17 protein-coding genes are annotated in these 16,708 nt (G+C 65.7%); 10 read left to right on the top strand and 7 right to left on the bottom strand.

The window, feature by feature from the left end:
* Window positions 1-3: 3 nt before the first annotated feature.
* The gene (locus tag PLAV_RS20020) at window positions 4-1,281 is read right to left on the bottom strand and encodes a cytochrome b (RefSeq protein ID WP_012111162.1); all 1,278 of its coding nucleotides are present in this window, start codon (window positions 1,279-1,281) and stop codon (window positions 4-6) included.
* Window positions 1,282-1,295: 14 nt separating this feature from the next.
* Window positions 1,296-1,835 carry a ubiquinol-cytochrome c reductase iron-sulfur subunit gene (gene petA, locus PLAV_RS11365; protein WP_012111161.1) on the bottom strand — a complete coding sequence of 180 codons (540 nt, stop codon included), beginning with the start codon at window positions 1,833-1,835 and terminating at the stop codon, window positions 1,296-1,298.
* Between the two features lie 309 nt (window positions 1,836-2,144).
* Between petA and PLAV_RS11360 the strand changes: the two genes are divergently transcribed.
* Together PLAV_RS11360 and hemF are read left to right on the top strand one after the other, a co-directional pair.
* Complete coding sequence (locus PLAV_RS11360; RefSeq protein ID WP_041535970.1) at window positions 2,145-2,618, top strand: tRNA (cytidine(34)-2'-O)-methyltransferase; 474 nt, start codon at window positions 2,145-2,147, stop codon at window positions 2,616-2,618.
* A 41-nt stretch (window positions 2,619-2,659) separates the two neighbouring features.
* Window positions 2,660-3,568 carry an oxygen-dependent coproporphyrinogen oxidase gene (gene hemF, locus PLAV_RS11355; RefSeq protein WP_202944041.1) on the top strand — a complete coding sequence of 303 codons (909 nt, stop codon included), beginning with the start codon at window positions 2,660-2,662 and terminating at the stop codon, window positions 3,566-3,568.
* 123 nt (window positions 3,569-3,691) lie between these two features.
* Here the strand turns inward: hemF and PLAV_RS11350 are convergent, their stop codons facing one another.
* From PLAV_RS11350 to PLAV_RS11330, 5 genes are all read right to left on the bottom strand, one after another.
* Window positions 3,692-4,237, bottom strand: coding sequence for a YqhG/Tai3 family protein (locus PLAV_RS11350; RefSeq protein ID WP_012111158.1), 546 nt, complete (start codon window positions 4,235-4,237; stop codon window positions 3,692-3,694).
* Window positions 4,237-4,785: a hypothetical protein gene (locus PLAV_RS11345; RefSeq protein ID WP_012111157.1), complete on the bottom strand. Its 549-nt coding sequence runs from the start codon at window positions 4,783-4,785 to the stop codon at window positions 4,237-4,239. Before PLAV_RS11345 ends, PLAV_RS11350 begins: the two co-directional genes overlap by 1 nt.
* A gap of 72 nt (window positions 4,786-4,857) precedes the next feature.
* The gene (locus PLAV_RS11340) at window positions 4,858-6,111 is read right to left on the bottom strand and encodes a CCA tRNA nucleotidyltransferase (RefSeq protein ID WP_012111156.1); all 1,254 of its coding nucleotides are present in this window, start codon (window positions 6,109-6,111) and stop codon (window positions 4,858-4,860) included.
* A gap of 88 nt (window positions 6,112-6,199) precedes the next feature.
* On the bottom strand, window positions 6,200-6,850 hold the full coding sequence (locus tag PLAV_RS11335) for a CoA pyrophosphatase (protein WP_012111155.1): 651 nt from the start codon (window positions 6,848-6,850) through the stop codon (window positions 6,200-6,202).
* A complete protein-coding gene (locus tag PLAV_RS11330) occupies window positions 6,847-7,497 on the bottom strand; it encodes a DUF1285 domain-containing protein (protein WP_012111154.1) in 651 nt (216 codons plus the stop codon). Before PLAV_RS11330 ends, PLAV_RS11335 begins: the two co-directional genes overlap by 4 nt.
* Window positions 7,498-7,660: 163 nt before the next feature.
* Here PLAV_RS11330 and PLAV_RS11325 point away from each other — a divergent pair, with 163 nt between their 5' ends.
* From PLAV_RS11325 to PLAV_RS11295, 8 genes are all read left to right on the top strand, one after another.
* Window positions 7,661-8,659: an AAA family ATPase gene (locus PLAV_RS11325; protein ID WP_041535969.1), complete on the top strand. Its 999-nt coding sequence runs from the start codon at window positions 7,661-7,663 to the stop codon at window positions 8,657-8,659.
* Between the two features lie 13 nt (window positions 8,660-8,672).
* Entirely contained in the window at window positions 8,673-9,635 is a 963-nt protein-coding gene (locus tag PLAV_RS11320; RefSeq protein ID WP_012111152.1) for a DUF58 domain-containing protein, read from the top strand.
* A 3-nt stretch (window positions 9,636-9,638) separates the two neighbouring features.
* Window positions 9,639-12,458: a DUF4159 domain-containing protein gene (locus PLAV_RS11315; RefSeq protein WP_012111151.1), complete on the top strand. Its 2,820-nt coding sequence runs from the start codon at window positions 9,639-9,641 to the stop codon at window positions 12,456-12,458.
* Window positions 12,459-12,469: 11 nt separating this feature from the next.
* Window positions 12,470-14,545, top strand: coding sequence for a membrane protein (locus tag PLAV_RS11310; RefSeq protein WP_012111150.1), 2,076 nt, complete (start codon window positions 12,470-12,472; stop codon window positions 14,543-14,545).
* Between the two features lie 31 nt (window positions 14,546-14,576).
* Window positions 14,577-14,897, top strand: coding sequence for a YnfA family protein (locus PLAV_RS11305; protein ID WP_012111149.1), 321 nt, complete (start codon window positions 14,577-14,579; stop codon window positions 14,895-14,897).
* Between the two features lie 67 nt (window positions 14,898-14,964).
* Window positions 14,965-15,105: a hypothetical protein gene (locus tag PLAV_RS19665; RefSeq protein ID WP_168713197.1), complete on the top strand. Its 141-nt coding sequence runs from the start codon at window positions 14,965-14,967 to the stop codon at window positions 15,103-15,105.
* Window positions 15,105-15,842 carry a metal ABC transporter ATP-binding protein gene (locus tag PLAV_RS11300; protein ID WP_012111148.1) on the top strand — a complete coding sequence of 246 codons (738 nt, stop codon included), beginning with the start codon at window positions 15,105-15,107 and terminating at the stop codon, window positions 15,840-15,842. Before PLAV_RS19665 ends, PLAV_RS11300 begins: the two co-directional genes overlap by 1 nt.
* Entirely contained in the window at window positions 15,839-16,708 is an 870-nt protein-coding gene (locus PLAV_RS11295; RefSeq protein WP_012111147.1) for a metal ABC transporter permease, read from the top strand. Before PLAV_RS11300 ends, PLAV_RS11295 begins: the two co-directional genes overlap by 4 nt.

Below are 16,708 nucleotides of genomic sequence, written 5' to 3'. Positions count from 1 at the left end.
CCCCTAACTCGTTGCCTTTTCCTGCCTCGTTCCCGGCAGCACCGACGCGGCGATGCTTTCGGGCAGAGGCTTCGGCTTCTCAATCAGCCCCAGCACGGGGAAGAGAATGATGAAGTGCGCGAAGTAGTAGATCGTCAGGATGCGCGAGAGATCGGTGACGTCGAAGCCGCCATCGCCGACCGCGATCAGGATCTTGTCGGGCGACTGGCCGCCGCAATAGCCGAGCCCGATGCAGACCGCGACGAAGATCCAGAAGAACTGCTTGAACAGCGGACGGAACCGCGCCGAGCGAACCTTGGACGTGTCGAGCCAGGGCAGCACGAAGAGGATCGCGATGGCGCCGAACATCAGCACCACGCCGCCGAGCTTGTCCGGCACGGCGCGCAGGATCGCGTAGAACGGCAGCAGATACCATTCCGGCACGATATGCGCGGGCGTCGAAAGCGGGTTGGCGACGATGTAGTTGTCCGGCTCGCCGAGGCCGTTCGGATTGTAGAAGACGAAATAGGCGAACAGGATCGCAAAGAGCGCGAGGCCGAAGGCATCCTTGATGGTCGCATAGGGCGTGAAGGGGATCGTGTCCTTCTTCGGGTCCTTGACCTCGATGCCCGCCGGATTGCCCTGCCCCGACACATGCAGCGCCCAGACGTGAAGGATCACGACGCCGGCGATGAGGAAGGGGAAGAGGTAATGCAGCGAGAAGAAGCGGTTGAGCGTCGGATCGCCGACCGAGAAACCGCCCCAGAGCCAGGTGCGCAGGCTCTCGCCGACCAGCGGAATGGCGCCGAACAGGTTGGTGATGACGGTGGCGCCCCAGAAGCTCATCTGGCCCCACGGCAGCACGTAGCCGAAGAAGGCGGTCGCCATCATCAGCAGATAGATGAGTACGCCGAGAATCCACAGCACTTCGCGCGGCGCCTTGTAGGAACCGTAATAGAGACCGCGGAACATGTGGATATAGACGGCGATGAAGAACATCGACGCGCCGTTTGAATGAACGTAGCGGATGAGCCAGCCGTAATTCACGTCGCGCATGATGTGCTCGACGCTGGCGAAGGCGAGTTCGGTGGTCGGCACGTAATGCATCGCAAGCACGATGCCGGTGACGATCTGAACCGCGAGGCAGAAAGTCAGGATGCCGCCGAAGGTCCACCAGTAGTTGAGATTACGCGGCGTCGGGTAATCGACGAAGCTGTCATTGACGAGACGCATGATCGGCAGGCGCTCGTCCATCCAGCGGGAAAACCCGTTGCCGGGCGTATAGGTGCTTTGATGGCTCATCTTTTTTATGCCCCTCAGCCGATCTTGATTCTGGTGTCGGAGATGAACGCATAGGGCGGCACCTCCAGATTGGTCGGCGCGGGGCCTTTGCGGATGCGGCCCGAGGTATCGTAGACCGAGCCGTGGCAGGGGCAGAAGTAACCGTCATACTCGCCGCGATAGGCGAGCGGCACGCAGCCGAGATGGGTGCAGATGCCGATGACGACGAGCCACTGCTTGTCCACCTCGCCGTTGGGACCGGCCACGAGCCGCTCTGCATCGGTCTGCGGATCGGGCAGCGTCGCCACATCCACGCTTTCGGCGGCGGCGATTTCGGCTTCCGTGCGGTGACGCACGAAGACCGGCTTGCCGCGCCACTTGAACGTGGTTTCCTGGCCGACGGGAATGTTGGAAATATCGACTTCGATGGATGCCAGCGCGAGAACGGACGCGTCGGGGTTCATCTGGTCGATGAGCGGCCAGACCGTGAAAGCCGCGCCGACGGCGGCAAGCGATCCGGTGGCCACATAAAGGAAATCGCGCCGTGTCGGCTCGACCGCGTGGATATCTGCCACGGTTCAGGTCTCCTCGTTGAATAGGTCGAAAGCCGCGTTCGCCGCCGCTGATTGGCGGCACCCCCAGGACAGGGGCTCCCCCGAGGAGGATGAGCTCGGCACGGCGTTTCAAAACACCCGTTACATCGGTCGAAAGCGTTACGAATCCCCCGCTTTCGCCCCATGCGTTGCGTGGTTTTGTGGCATCCAATCGGCGCATTGTCCAGCCCCGCCCGCCCTGTGGCAGGATGACGCATCGCCGCACCTGACGCCCCCATGACCGGGCCACGGTTTAAGGTCACGCGCAATCTGTACAGAAGGCTCGTTTCCATGCGTCTTGCGCTATACGAACCGGACATTCCACCCAATGTCGGAACGCTGATCCGGCTGGGGGCCTGCCTCGGGGTTCCCGTCCATATCATCGAGCCATGCGGCTTTCCCTGGAGCGACCGCGACCTTAAACGCGCGGCGATGGACTATGGCGCGCTGGCCGATGTGACCCGTCATGCCTCATGGGCGGCATTCGCCGAGACCCGGACTGCGGCGTCGCGCCTCATTCTCCTCACCACCAAAACCCATAATAATTTTATGGATTTCACGTTTCGCCCCGGCGACACGCTGCTGATCGGGCGCGAAAGCGCCGGCGTCCCCGCCGAGGTTCACGACGCGGCGGATGCGCGGGTGACGATCCCCATGCGGCCCCCTGCCCGCTCGCTGAACATGGCGGTGGCCGCCTCGATGGTACTGACGGAGGCCCTGCGCCAGACCGGCGGCTTTCCGGGGGCGGGCGAAATCGAAAGGTGAAGTCGCGCGTCAACGCGGCTAAGAGAGGTAACAGGATGACGATGCTGCAGCGGAATGTACCGGCAATGGACAAGACAGACGGCACGACGGAGCGCAAGGCGCGCGCGGAAAGCTGGTTCCGCGAATTGCGCGACCTGATCTGCGCCGAATTCGAGAAGCTCGAAGACGAGTTGACAGGCACTTTCGCGGACCGCCCGGCGGGCCGCTTCGAGCGCACGCCCTGGAAGCGCGGCGACGGCTCACGCGACGAGGGCGGCGGAGAGATGTCGGTCATGCATGGCCGCGTCTTCGAGAAGGTCGGCGTCCACATCTCGACCGTGCATGGCGAATTTTCCGAAGACTTCCGCAAGCAGATGCAGGGCGCGGAAGAAGACCCGCGCTTCTGGGCGAGCGGCATTTCGCTGATCGCCCATATGCAGAACCCGCGCGTGCCCGCCGTTCACATGAACACGCGGCATGTCTACACGACGAAGAGCTGGTTCGGCGGCGGCGGCGACCTGACGCCGGTGCTCGACGTGCAGCGCCGCGACGATCATCCGGACACGGTGGATTTCCACGCTGCCTACAAGCGCGCCTGCGACAGGCACGATGCGGACTACTATCCGAAGTTCAAGAAGTGGTGCGACGAATATTTCTTCCTGCCCCACCGCAACGAACCGCGCGGCACCGGCGGCATTTTCTACGATCATCACAATTCCGGCGACTGGGAGAAGGACTTCGCCTTCACGCAGGATGTCGGCCGCGCCTTCCTCGAGATTTATCCCGAACTCGTCCGCCGCCACATGAACGAAGCCTGGACGGAAGCGGAGCGCGAGGAACAGCTCGTGCGGCGCGGCCGCTATGTCGAATTCAACCTGCTCTATGACAGGGGCACGGTGTTCGGCCTGAAGACGGGTGGCAATGTGAACTCGATATTGTCGTCGATGCCGCCCGCGGTGAAGTGGCCGTGAAGCAAGTTTAAAAAAGAAATGTCATCCCGGCACTTGTTGCCGGGACCCAATCCACGTTGAGGCAAAACGGAAGGCCAATGGGTCCCGGGAATAAATCCCGGGATGACACTCTTCTATTCTTCTCTATTCTTCCTCCGCGATCACCGCGCGGAGCGAGGATTTGAGCGTGCCTTTGGAGGCGAAGTCCCAATCGCCGCCATAGAGAATGTCGTCGACGAGCCAGCGCCGGTCTTCCGGTCCGCCATTCGCGACGAGGACCAGCCGGTCCGTCCACTGCACCGGCTCTTCCGCCTCATGCGCCAGCATCGCCTCGCATTGCATGCGTCGCTCGTCGCCATCGCAGGTGCCGATTTCGTAGGCCGTCGCCCCTTCGAACAGCGAGGAGAAGATGTCGCCCTGCAGATAAGGCGGCTCGGAATTGTTCACGCGCTCGGTATGGCGGCGTTCGGCCTCAGCGGCCTGCGAGAGCAGGCTGTCGAGATCGGAGGAAATGACGGGACGGAGACGCGCCCTCATATCCGCATCCGGCACGCCGCTGCTGCGCGCGCTCAACACGATGTCGTAGAAGACGGCCGCCGCCCGCAACGCATCCGCCTCCGGTTTCGCCTCGCCGCAAGCGGCGAGCATGAAGCCAAGGGCGAACAGCAGAAGGGGGCGGAGCGTGCGCATCAGTAGATCACCCGGATGTTGCCGGCTTCGCGCCGGAGCCCTTCCTCGGCCGCCTCGCCGATATTGTCCTCGCAGAGAACGCCGCGAAGCAGCGCCTCATGGCCGGGATAGCCGGCATTATAGAGAACCGGTTTGCCGACGGCGGTGCGGAAGGCAATGCAGGTGCGCTCGCCCGACGAGACGAAGGCATAGGTCATGGGACCGCCGGGCACATTTTTCTCGCGGATCGCGGGCTTCGCGCCATCCTGCGGAATGCCGTCTATTTCCAGCCGCTGGAACCAGCGATGGAAATCGACCGGATGGCTGTCGCGAAAGGCGAGCGCGGTGCTTTCCGCGTAGAAGAGGACGACATGGCCATTGTCCAGCGTCACCACCTCGCCATAGCGGTCGCGCTCCATCACGGCCCAGTCCACCGGACGAAGCTGCGTGCCGGAAAAATCGACACGGCTTTCACCTTCCGCGATGGGCTTCAATTCGATATCCGCCCATGCGGAGGCAGCGGCAAACAGGACGCCGCCCAGAACAGCAACGAAACCAAGAGATTTCATCGTCTCCTCCCCGCCTTGAAGCAGAAGCCTAGCAAGCGGGGATTTAACCGTAAACGGATGATTTCAGGCGCTTCAGTAAACCGTTGCCTGCACGATCGCCTTCAGCCGCTCGATGATCGAGAATTCATCGTCGATGAAATCGCTGTCGATCCACCATTCCTCGACTTCGTCGCGGATACGGCCGATTTGCGGGCCTTCAGGGACCCCCGCCGCCTTGATCATCTCGCCGGTGAGCGGCAGGACGGGCTTCTCCCAGCTATCGGCCATGGCGAGCATGGCGCGCCACTGGAAAGCGTTATGGCCGCGCCTGTCTTCCGCCCAGCCGAGCGAGACGCGGTCCTTGAAGAGCTGCAGGCCCATCTGATAGAGCGCGCGCCGCACCTCGCGCATCGAGAGATAACAGACGATTTTCGTGGTGTCGGTGAGCATGGCGATGAGACGGTCGCGGTCCCGGTTGGAGAGCTTCAGCCGCGCGGCCAATGCCTCGACGCCCGCCTTGTCGAGATCGAGCATGGCACCGAGACGGAGAACGGGATCGGGCTTCTGCACGAAGAGCTGCTGCGCTTCGATTTCGACCAGCTTCTCGAAACGGTCGAGACGGCTCGCCTCCGGCAGCACGATCTGGAGAATGCCCGCCGCCGCCATCTGGCGGAACGCGGCGGCCGCATTGTCGGCGGTGATGGTCTTGAAGAGCTCGTCGCGCACGCGCTCGCCGGACAATTGCCGCAAGCCCTCGCGTTCCTCGGCGGCGGCGCGAAGCCCCGCCTCGTCGGGCTCGCCCTTGCCATACCAGGCATGAAACCGGAAGAAGCGCAGGATGCGGAGATAATCCTCGCGGATGCGCTCATGCGCGTCGCCGATGAAGCGGACGCGGCGCGCCTTGAGGTCGGCCAACCCGCCAAGCGGATCGTGGATCGTTCCGTCCGCATCGCCATAAAGCGCGTTCATCGTGAAATCGCGGCGCCCGGCATCGGCGGTCCAGTCCTCGGTGAAGGCCACATCGGCGCGGCGGCCATCCGTCTTCACATCGACACGGAGCGTGGTGATCTCGAAATGGCGCGTCGGCGTTACCGCCGTGATCGTGCCATGGTCGATACCCGTCGGCACAACCTTGATGCCCTTGGCCTCAAGCAGCGCCTTCGCCGCATCCGGCGTTTCGGTGGTGGCGATGTCGATGTCGGATACCGGCTCGCCCATGAGCTGGTTGCGCACCGCGCCGCCGACGAACCGCGCCGTGCCGCCCTTCGCGGCAAGGGCCTCCATGACGGCGCGCGTATCGGGCTCGTTGAGCCATGCGGCACGGGCAAGGGAATTTTCAGCGGTCATCGGCGCACAGCCTCCAGCGTTTTTTATATTGCCCTAGATATAGGACGCGCCAGCCGCCCTGTCTCGCAAGGCGGCCCGCCTGGGGCATTCAGTCGCCATAGAGCCTGTCATACATGTTTTTGAGCATGCCGGCCGTCGCGCCCCAGATGTAGTGGCCATTATAGGGCATGGCGTAATATTCGCGCCGCCGCCCGCGCCACACCGCGCTGTGGCGCTGGTGATTGCCGGGGTTCATGAGGAAGTCGAGCGGCACCTCGAAGGCCTCCGCCACCTCGTCCGGCGAGATGGTAAGGGTGAAACCGGGGCGCACAAAGGCGACGACCGGCAGGATGCGGAAGCCCGTGCCGGTCTCATAGGCGTCGAGATAGCCTGCCACCTCGACATGGGCGGGATCGAGCCCCACTTCCTCCTCCGCCTCGCGGATGGCGGCTTCGGCCGCCGTCTCGTCCGGTTCGATCTTGCCGCCCGGAAAGGCGACCTGTCCCGAATGGGTGCCGAGATGATCGGCGCGGCGCGTCAGCAGGATATTCGGCCCATGCGCATGCTCGATGACGCCGACAAGAACAGCGGCGGCGCGCAGCGTCCCGCGCTCCTCCGGCTCGACCCAGACATTGCCGTCCGGCGGATTGAGATCATGGTCGCCCCGGAGGCGCGGCATGCCTTCAGGCGCCAGCAGCGCGGCAAGCGGCGGCGGCTCCCGGTCGGTCCGGGCGAGGATGCGGGACTTGTATTCCTTCATGAACGGTCGGCCTGACGGGCCATCTCCTCCGCCGGCATGAACGGAAAGAAGACGCCGCCGGACCAGACCCCGAACCACGCGCGTCCTTCATGCTCTTCTTCCACGCCGAGCGCCACGAGATCGTAGAAGATCGCGCGGTTGATGAGCGCATCGAGCCGGGCGCGGACATGGACGTAAGGGGCGGGCTCCCCGGTCTCCTTGTCGATCTCGAAGCGCATCGGATGGTCGGGGCCCGCCGTCGCGTCGTCGCCGACATTGGTGGTGAAGGTGAGGCGCTGCTCCCTGCCCTCGCCCTCGACTTTCATGGCGACTGCCAGAAAGGGCGCATCCTCGACCGTGATCCCCACCTTCTCGACCGGGGTCACGAGATAATATTTCCCGTCTTCGTCATGGCGCAGAACGGTGGAGAAAAGACGCACCAGCCGCTCGCGGCCGATCGGCGTTCCCATGTAGAACCAGGTGCCGTCCCGCGCGATCCGCATGTCGAGATCGCCGCAGAATTCCGGATTCCACAGGTGAACCGGCGGCAGGCCCTTCGCCTTCTTGCCCGCATCCTCGGCGGCGGCGAGACCCTTGAGCCCGCCCGGGGCACTGCCCGATTCGGACTTTTCCGCTTTTGTGCCGGTCTTTCCCGTCGAGGCGGCCATATTACTCTCCTCCCGCTGACATGATCGCCGATTTAATCCCTTACAGCCGGGAATCCGGCCATATTATCGTCAAGAAGCCCCGCGCCAATGGCGGCGCGGACAACGATACAGGATGTGGCGCGGTGACGGGCGGCAACGCACGTCACTCCTCTTATGTAGGTCAATGCAGACACTCAGTGAAGCCGACGGCTCCGCCGTCCAGGAAATCGAGGCCACCGGCGCGAAAATAGCGGCGGCTCGCGATGCGATCGGCGAAGTCATCTACGGCCAGGAACAGGTGATCGACCAGACGCTGGTGACGGTGCTGGCGGGCGGCCATGCGCTGCTTGTCGGCGTGCCCGGCCTCGCGAAGACGCTGCTCGTCCACACCATGGGCCATGTGCTCGGGCTGGACGACAAGCGCGTGCAGTTCACGCCCGACCTGATGCCCGCCGACATTCTGGGCTCCGAAGTGCTGGAAGAGAGCGACCAGGGCCATAGAAGCTTCCGCTTCATCAAGGGCCCGGTCTTCTGCCAGTTGCTGATGGCCGACGAAATCAACCGCGCGAGCCCGCGCACCCAGTCGGCGCTGCTGCAGGCGATGCAGGAAAAGCAGGTGACGGTGGCGGGCGTCCGCTACGAGCTGCCCGCCCCCTTCCATGTGCTCGCGACGCAGAACCCGCTGGAGCAGGAAGGCACCTACCCGCTGCCCGAAGCCCAGCTCGACCGCTTCCTGATGCAGATCGACGTGAACTATCCCGACCTCGAATCCGAGCGCCGCATGCTGCTCAGCACGACGGGCGAAACCGTCGCGGCGGCGCGCGCGGCCATGACGGTGGAAGATCTGATGGCGGCTCAGCGCCTCGTGCGCCGCGTGCCCGTGGGCGAAAAGGTCGTGAACGCAATCCTTGAGCTTGTGCGTGCCGCCCGCCCCGAAGAGGGAGCATCCGAAGAAGTAGAGCGCCATGTCGCCTGGGGGCCCGGCCCGCGCGCCAGCCAGTCGCTGATGCTCGCCGTTCGCGCCCGCGCGCTGATCGACGGCCGCTTCTCCCCCTCGATCGAAGACGTAACGGCGCTTGCCGCCCCCGTTCTGCGCCATCGCATGGCGCTCAACTTCTCGGCCCGCGCCGAAGGCGTTACCGTCAGCGGCGTCATCGACAGGCTCTGCCGGAATATCGGCTGAACAAGAGACAGAAATGAGCCTAATCCGATCAAACGCGGCCCCTTCCGGCGCGATCGGTCTGCGCGAGCAGGCGGAAGCGCTTTCGGAGGCAATGCCACCGCTCGTGACCGAGGCCGAACACGTCGCCTCGACGGTCGCACAGGGCGTGCATGGCCGCCGCCGCATCGGCATGGGCGAAACCTTCTGGCAGTTCCGCCGCTTCCGCGAAGGCGACACCGCCTCCTCCGTCGACTGGCGCCATTCGGCACGCTCGGCGCATCTCTTCGTCCGCGAAACGGAGCGCGAGGCCGCCGAAAGCATCTGGATCTGGCGGGACGGTTCCGCCTCGATGGACTACGCCTCCGAATTCGCGCCCTGCACCAAGAAAGACCGCGCCACCGTGCTCGCGCTCGCGCTCTCCTCCTTGCTCATTCAGGGCGGCGAAAGCGTGGCGCCGCTTGGCGCCGGCTTCGCGCCGGTGCCGGGCCGCGTCGCCCTTCGCCGCATGGCACATGCGCTGCTCGACGCGCAGCCCCTGGATGAAGCGGCGGCAAGTGCGGAAAGCGGCGCGCGCGAAAGCCTGCCGCCGCCCGAGCATCTGCCGCGCTATGCGCAGGTCGTGCTCATCAGCGACTTTCTTTCGCCGCCCGAGGAAATCGTCGCCCGCATCAAGAGCTACGCCGCCGAAGGCATTCGAGGCCATATGATCCAGGTGCTGGACCCGGCGGAGGAAGACCTGCCCTTCAGCGGCCGCACCGAATTCGAAGGCGTCGAGGAAGACATCCGCCTGATGATCGGCCGCGCACAGAACCTTCGCGAGGCCTATCACCAGCGGCTTGAAATTCACCGCAACCGCATCATCGAGACGGCGCGGCGCATCAACTTCACCTTTGCGACGCACCGCACCGACCGCGTGCCGCAAACGGCGCTGCTCGCGCTTTATGGCGCGCTCTCCGGCGCCATCGCCGCGCGCAAGCCGCCGCGGGCGGGCGTCTAGATCATGCTGCAACTCGGGCCCCTCGCCTTCGCCAGCCCGTGGATGCTGCTCGGCCTCGCCGCGCTCCCGGCGATCTGGTGGCTGCTGCGGATCAGCCCGCCGCTGCCCAAGCGCGTGCGCTTTCCCGCCATCCGGCTCCTCGTCGGCCTTGCGCGCGAAGAGGAAACCCCGGCGCATACGCCCTTCTGGTTGCTGCTGCTGCGATTGCTGATCGCGGCACTGATCGTCTTCGCGCTGGCGGAGCCCTTGTGGAACCCGGCGCCGCGCATTGCCGGTTCGGGGCCGCTGCTCATCGTCACCGACAATGGCTGGGCTGCAGCCGCGCATTGGAGCGAACGCCGCACCGCGATGGACGGGCTCATCGCCGAAGCACGCCGCGCCGACCGCCCGGTCCTCGTTGTCGGCACCGCGCCGGAGGCGAATGCGCCGGAACTGAATTTCGAAGCCGCCGACGATGCCGCCGCCCGCGCCCGCGCCATGCTGCCCAACCCGATTGAACCGGACCGCATCGCTCTCATCGAAAAACTCGAAGGCGGCACGACCCTGGCCAGCCGCAACGTCCAGACGGTCTGGATTAGCGACGGGCTGGACTATGGTGCCGCCGCCCAGTTCGGCGAGCGGCTCTCGGCGCTCGCAGGTGCCGGCGGGCTGACGCTCGTCGAACCGAAGCCGATGGCGCGCGCCCTCGCGCTGCTGCCGCCGGAAGATGGTGGCGGCGCGCTCACCGCCACGGTCGTTCGCGCCTTGGCAGGGGGCGCGAGGGAAGGCAGCGTCCGCGCGATAGGCAGTGAAGGCGGCGTTGTAAGCGAGGCACCCTTCCAGTTCGCCGGAGGGGATACGCGCGCCGCCGCGATATTCGAATTGCCGCTTGAACTGCGCAACCGCGTGGCCCGGCTGGAAATTAGCGGGGAAGCCTCGGCGGGCGCCGTCGTGCTTGCGGATGAACGCTGGCGCCGCCGCAGTCTCGGCATCGTATCCGGCGCGGGCGCGGAAGAGGCCCAACCGCTCCTCTCGGACGTCTATTATCTGCGCCGCGCGCTCGCACCTTACGTCGAGCTGCGCGAGACGGGCTCCGGGCGCAACACAAGCGAGACGATTGAAGAACTGCTCGCGTCGCCGCTTTCCGTTCTCGTGCTTGCCGATATCGGCAATCTCGGCGAAGACGATATCGCGCGCGTGCGCGAATGGGTGGAAGCGGGAGGCCTGCTGATCCGCTTCGCGGGCCCCCGTCTCGCCGAAGGGAGCGACGATCTCGTGCCCGTGCCGCTTCGCAGCGGCGGGCGGGCGCTGGGCGGCGCCCTGTCATGGAGCACGCCGCAGAACCTAGCCGCCTTCGAGGAGGGCAGTCCTTTCTTCGGTCTCGAGGTGCCCTCGGATGTCACCGTGTCGCGGCAGGTGCTGGCGGAACCAGCACCCGACCTCGCCGCCGCGACCTGGGCAAGGCTGAGCGACGGCACGCCCCTCGTCACAGCCGCCAGGCGCGGAAACGGCACCGTCATTCTCTTCCACGTAACGGCGAACCGCGACTGGTCGAACTTGCCGATCTCCGGCCTCTTCGTCGAAATGCTCCGCCGTTCCGTCGCCCTCTCGCAGGGAACGCCCGCCGCCGGTGAAGGCGCGGCCGGGGAATCGGGTGCGGCGGCGCGCGAACGTGAGCTCCTTTATCCGGTGGCGACGCTGGACGGCTTCGGACGTCTCGGCACACCGCCGGCGACCGCGACCGCGATTTCCGCCGAGCAGTTCGGCAGCGCCGAACGAAGCCCGCGCCACCCCCCCGGCCTCTACGGCACGGCAGCGAACCCGCAGGCGCTCAACCTCGCAACGCCCTCTCTCGAACTGAAGGCAATGCCCGAAATGTCCGGCATCGCCGAACGGCGCAATTTCGCGGGAAATGCGGAACTGCGTCTTGCCGCTTTCGCCTTCGCTATCGCGCTTCTCCTCGTCATCCTCGATACGGTGGCGGCCCTCTGGGTCACGGGATTGTTCGAGACCGAGAAAATCCGGCGCGTGCGTTTCGGCACCCGCATCGCACCCGTCATTCTGGCGGCCTTGTTCGTGCTGTCCGCCTTCGACGCGCGCGCGCAGGACAGAAACGCAGACCGCTTCGCGCTTCAGGCCTCGCTCGAAACGCGCCTTGCCTATGTCATCACCGGCGACCGGGAAATCGACGAAACCAGTGCGGCGGGCCTTGCCGGGTTGAGCCAGGTGCTGCGCGCGCGCACCGCCTTTGAACCGGGAGAACCGATGGGCGTCGACGTGACGCGCGACGAACTCGCTTTCTTCCCCGTGCTCTATTGGCCGATGTCCGAGGGACAGCAGACCCTTTCGCCGGAAGTGCTGGGCAAGATCAACGCCTATATGAAGAACGGCGGCACCATCCTCTTCGACACGCGCGACCAGGGCAGCGCCATAGGCGCCGCCGCGCCCGGCACGGAAACATTGCGCCGCCTGCTTGGCCGCCTCGACCTGCCGCCCATCGAGCCCGTCCCGGCCGATCACGTGCTGACGAAATCCTTCTATCTGATGCACAGCTTTCCCGGCCGCTGGCAGGGCGGACAAGTTTGGGTGGAGGCATCGCTTGCCGATGCGGGGAACCCCGCCAATGACGGCGTGTCCACCATCGTCGTCGGCTCGAACGATTACGCCGCCGCATGGGCGCGCGATGCGCGCGGACGCCCGCTCTATCCCGTATCGCCCGGCGGAGAGCGCCAGCGCGAAATGGCGGATCGCTTCGGCGTCAATCTCGTGATCTACGCGCTGACCGGCAACTACAAGGCCGATCAGGTCCACGTTCCCGCGCTTCTTGAGCGCCTCGGTCAATAGGAACGCGGGACATGGCCTGGAACATCGTTTTCGAACCCGTCATACCGGTCTTTCTCATTCTCGCGCTTGCCGTGCCGGGCGTCGTGGCCCTGCTCTATTCCGCCTATCGCCGCGCGCGGGGCGCGCCATGGCGCACATTGGCGCTTGCCATTCTCGTCGCCGCGCTCTTCAACCCCACCATCCGCAATGAAACGCGCGAGGCCGTGCCCGATGTCGCAGCCATCGTGGTCGATCGCAGCCAGAGCCAGAATATCGGCGCGCGCCCGGCGGAAACCTCCGAGGCGCTGGCGCGCATCGAGGAACGCCTCGCAAACGAGGACGGCATCGAAACGCGCATCGTGACGGCGCAGAACAATCCCGACGATGAAAACGGCACGGCGCTTTTCGCGGCGCTGGAAGAAGCCTTTGCCGATGTGCCGCGCGAAAGGATCGCGGGCGCCATCTTCATTACCGATGGCCAGGCGCATGACGTGCCGGCAAACGCCGCCGCGCTCGGCTTCGACGCGCCGGTCCATGGCGTCGTGATCGGCCGCAAGGACGAGAAGGACCGCCGCCTCCGCATCGTCGAGGCGCCGCGCTTCGGCATTGTCGGCGAGCCGGTGGAGCTTTCCTTCCGCGTCGATGAAACCTCCGCCGGAGACCAGCCGACCGGCGAAACCGCCGCCGTCATCGTAAAGGTGGACGGCGTCGAAACGGCAAGCGCCAATATCGCACTCGGCGAACCGGCAAGCCTGACGCTCGCGCTGACGCATGGCGGCCCGAACGTCATCGAGATCGACGTGGAAGAAGGCCCGGACGAACTCACCATGCTCAACAACCGCGCCGTTGTCGTCGCAAACGGCATCCGCGACCGGTTGCGCGTGCTGCTCGTCTCCGGCGAGCCGCATCCGGGCGAACGGACATGGCGCAACCTGCTGAAGTCAGACCCCTCCGTCGACCTCGTCCACTTCACGATTTTGCGCCCGCCTGAAAAGCAGGACGGCACGCCCATCGGCGAACTGTCGCTGATCGCCTTTCCGACGCGCGAACTCTTCGACGAAAAGCTCGACCAGTTCGACCTCATCATCTTCGACCGCTACAAGCGGCGCGGCGTGCTGCCGCTCGCCTATTTCCTGAATATCGTCGACTATGTGGAAAATGGCGGCGCCTTCCTCGCGGCGACGGGCCCCGCCTTCGCCTCGCCCTACTCGATCTACCGCACGCCGCTTGCCGCGATCCTGCCCGCCCAGCCGACGGGAGAAATCGCCACCGGCAGCTACAAGCCCGAAATCACCGAGACCGGCAAACGCCATCCCGTCACGGCGGACCTCCCCGGCAGCGAAACCTCGCCGCCCGCCTGGGGCCGCTGGTTCCGCACCATCGACGTGACGGCGGATCAGGGCGATGTCGTGATGGACACGCCGGACGGAAAGCCGCTGATGGTTCTCTCCCATGCCGGCGAAGGCCGCGTGGCGCAACTTCTCTCCGACCAGATCTGGCTCTGGTCGCGCGGCTATGAGGGCGGCGGCCCGCAGGCGGAACTTCTCCGCCGCCTCGCCCACTGGCTGATGAAGGAACCCGATCTCGAGGAGGAAAACCTCTCGGCCTCCGTGCAGAGCGGCATGTTGACGGTGCGCCGCCGCACCATGGCGAACGAGACGCCCCCCGCCACCATCGCCGCGCCCTCCGGCGCCACGCGCGAACTGGCGCTGGAGCAAACGGCCCCCGGCCGCTTCGAGGCTTCCATCGAGACGAAGGAGCTCGGCCTCTACCGCATAAGCCAGGGCGAGCTCACCGCCGTCGCCGCCTCCGGTCCGCTCAACCCGCGCGAATTCGCCGATGTCCGCGCCACCGCCAAAGCATTGCAGCCGATTGCCGATGCAAGTGGCGGCGGCATCTGGTGGGCGGGCGAGAATGCGGAGGATACGCCCGGCATCCGCTCCGTACGGGCGGGCCAGGATGCGGCGGGCGCGAACTGGATGGGCCTCCGCCGCAACGAGCAATATCTCGTCCACGCCGTGCATCAGGTGCCGCTGCTGACGGGCCCCCTCGCCCTCCTCCTCATTCTCGGCGCGCTCGCCCTCGCCTGGTGGCGCGAAGGTCGCTAGTGTTTCGGCACAGGGCTGCAGAGGGGTCAAAGTGAAAACATTCGCCATCTACGCCGCAACCGCACTCGCGGAGATCGCCGGCTGCTTCGCCTTCTGGGCTTGGCTCAAGCTCGACAAATCCGTCTGGTGGCTCGTGCCGGGCATGGCGGCCCTCGCCCTCTTCGCATGGCTGCTCACCCTTATCGAGAGCGAGGGCGCCGGGCGCGTCTATGCTGCCTATGGCGGTGTCTATATCGCGGCGTCGCTTCTCTGGCTCTGGGTCGCCGAAGGAAAGCAGCCCGATCACTGGGATATTTCCGGCGCGATGGTCTGCCTTGTCGGCACCGTCATGATCATCGCCGGACCGCGCTAGCGCTACTTGCCTTGCCCGCCGATCCCGCCTAGTTTGCCGATGTTATAATATTACAATCAGCGGCATCATGAGCCATCCGGCACCCACCCCCCGTCCTGAAACGTCTCCGCGCGCGACAGCCTTCGGCGCGGGCATCGCCGCGCGTCTCGGCATCGCGCTCGCCGCCATCGCCCTTCTCTGGCTTGCGGTCTTCTGGGCGCTCGCCTGATGAGCCCCTTCGCGCTCCCCGTGCCTGCCATCTCGATCGAGGACCTCACGGTCGCCTATGAGCGCGTGCCGGCCGTCCACCATCTCTCCGGCAGCTTCGCGCCCGGCAGCCTCACCGCCATTGTCGGCCCGAACGGTGCAGGCAAGAGCACGCTGCTGAAGGCGATAGCGGGCCTTGTCCCGCCAAGCGAAGGCCGCATCGGCGCGGGCGCGGCCATACGCGGCGCCATCGCCTATCTGCCGCAGCTCGCGGAAATCGACCGCAGCTTCCCGATCAGCGTCATCGACGCCGTCTCGCTCGGCCTCTGGCGCGAGGCCGGCCTCTTCCGCGCCATCACCAATGCCCATGTCGCGCGCGCCCGCGCCGCGCTCGCCGCGGTCGGCCTTGCCGGCTTTGAACGCCGCCATGTCGGCAGCCTCTCCGCCGGGCAATTGCAGCGCGCCCTTTTCGCGCGGCTGATGCTGCAGGATGCCGGCATCGTGCTGCTCGACGAGCCCTTCGCCGCCGTCGATGAACGCACCAGCGCCGACCTGATGGAACTCGTCGCCCGCTGGCATGGCGAAGGCCGCACCGTGATCGCCGTCCTGCACGACCTCGAACGTGTGCGCGGCGCTTTCTCCGAGACATTGCTGCTCGCCCGCGAGGCCATCGCCTGGGGGCCGACGGAAACCGTGCTGACGCCGGAAAATCTCCGCCGCGCCCGTTACATCTCCGACGGCTGGAGCGACGCGGCATGATCTACGCCACGCTCATCGAGCCCTTCGTCGAATATGGCTTCATGCGCCGCGCGCTGATCGCCTGCCTGGCGCTGGCGCTGGGCGGCGGCCCCATCGGCACCTTCCTCGTCCTGCGCCGCATGAGCCTGATGGGCGATGCCATGAGCCACGCCATATTGCCCGGCGCCGCCATCGGCTTTCTCGTGGCGGGCCTTTCCATCTGGTCCATGAGCATGGGCGGCCTTGTCGCCGGCCTCGCCGTCGTGCTGCTGGCGGGCCTCATCAGCCGCACCACGGCGCTGCGCGAGGATGCGAGTCTCGCCGGCTTCTATCTCATCAGCCTCGCGCTCGGCGTGCTCATCGTCTCCATGCGCGGCTCCAGCGTCGACCTGCTGCATGTGCTTTTCGGCACCATCCTCTCGGTCACGGACGATGCGCTGCTGCTGATCGCCTCCATCGCCAGCCTGACGCTGGTGACGCTCGCCTTGATCTATCGCCCGCTGGTGATCGAATGTTTCGATCCGGCCTTCCTCCGCGCCACCACGGGCGGCGGCACTTTCTATCACCTGATCTTCCTGATCCTGGTGGTGGTGAACCTCGTCGCCGGTTTTCAGGCGCTCGGCACCTTGATGGCGCTCGGCCTCATGATGCTGCCTGCCGCCGCCGCGCGCTTCTGGGCGGGCGCCGTCTGGTCGCTCTGCGCCCTCTCCATTGTGCTCGCCTTCCTCTCCGGCCTGATCGGCCTTCTCGTCTCCTACAATCTGAGCCTGCCCTCCGGCCCCTCGATTATTCTCACGGCAGGCATCTTTTATGTCGGTTCGATCGTTCTTGGTACGCGTGACAGCCTGCGCACCCGCTATTTCCCGAGGGCTCATTTCCACGACTGA

This window comes from Parvibaculum lavamentivorans DS-1 (assembly GCF_000017565.1).
Classification (GTDB): domain Bacteria; phylum Pseudomonadota; class Alphaproteobacteria; order Parvibaculales; family Parvibaculaceae; genus Parvibaculum; species Parvibaculum lavamentivorans.
The sequence above is the reverse complement of the archived record's forward strand: the minus strand, read 5'-3'. Positions and strand labels throughout refer to the sequence as shown.

What these genes read in the sequence shown, in the direction of transcription:
- PLAV_RS11350 (WP_012111158.1), bottom strand. Translation starts at nt 4,237, where the DNA reads ATGCGCACGCTCCGCCCCCTTCTGCTGTTCGCCCTTGGCTTCATGCTC.
- PLAV_RS11325 (WP_041535969.1), top strand. Translation starts at nt 7,661, where the DNA reads ATGCAGACACTCAGTGAAGCCGACGGCTCCGCCGTCCAGGAAATCGAG.
- PLAV_RS11315 (WP_012111151.1), top strand. Translation starts at nt 9,639, where the DNA reads ATGCTGCAACTCGGGCCCCTCGCCTTCGCCAGCCCGTGGATGCTGCTC.
- PLAV_RS11295 (WP_012111147.1), top strand. Translation starts at nt 15,839, where the DNA reads ATGATCTACGCCACGCTCATCGAGCCCTTCGTCGAATATGGCTTCATG.
- PLAV_RS11340 (WP_012111156.1), bottom strand. Translation starts at nt 6,111, where the DNA reads ATGACCGCTGAAAATTCCCTTGCCCGTGCCGCATGGCTCAACGAGCCC.
- PLAV_RS20020 (WP_012111162.1), bottom strand. Translation starts at nt 1,281, where the DNA reads ATGAGCCATCAAAGCACCTATACGCCCGGCAACGGGTTTTCCCGCTGG.
- PLAV_RS19665 (WP_168713197.1), top strand. Translation starts at nt 14,965, where the DNA reads ATGAGCCATCCGGCACCCACCCCCCGTCCTGAAACGTCTCCGCGCGCG.
- PLAV_RS11335 (WP_012111155.1), bottom strand. Translation starts at nt 6,850, where the DNA reads ATGAAGGAATACAAGTCCCGCATCCTCGCCCGGACCGACCGGGAGCCG.
- PLAV_RS11345 (WP_012111157.1), bottom strand. Translation starts at nt 4,785, where the DNA reads ATGAAATCTCTTGGTTTCGTTGCTGTTCTGGGCGGCGTCCTGTTTGCC.
- PLAV_RS11360 (WP_041535970.1), top strand. Translation starts at nt 2,145, where the DNA reads ATGCGTCTTGCGCTATACGAACCGGACATTCCACCCAATGTCGGAACG.
- PLAV_RS11330 (WP_012111154.1), bottom strand. Translation starts at nt 7,497, where the DNA reads ATGGCCGCCTCGACGGGAAAGACCGGCACAAAAGCGGAAAAGTCCGAA.
- PLAV_RS11320 (WP_012111152.1), top strand. Translation starts at nt 8,673, where the DNA reads ATGAGCCTAATCCGATCAAACGCGGCCCCTTCCGGCGCGATCGGTCTG.
- PLAV_RS11310 (WP_012111150.1), top strand. Translation starts at nt 12,470, where the DNA reads ATGGCCTGGAACATCGTTTTCGAACCCGTCATACCGGTCTTTCTCATT.
- hemF (WP_202944041.1), top strand. Translation starts at nt 2,660, where the DNA reads ATGCTGCAGCGGAATGTACCGGCAATGGACAAGACAGACGGCACGACG.
- PLAV_RS11300 (WP_012111148.1), top strand. Translation starts at nt 15,105, where the DNA reads ATGAGCCCCTTCGCGCTCCCCGTGCCTGCCATCTCGATCGAGGACCTC.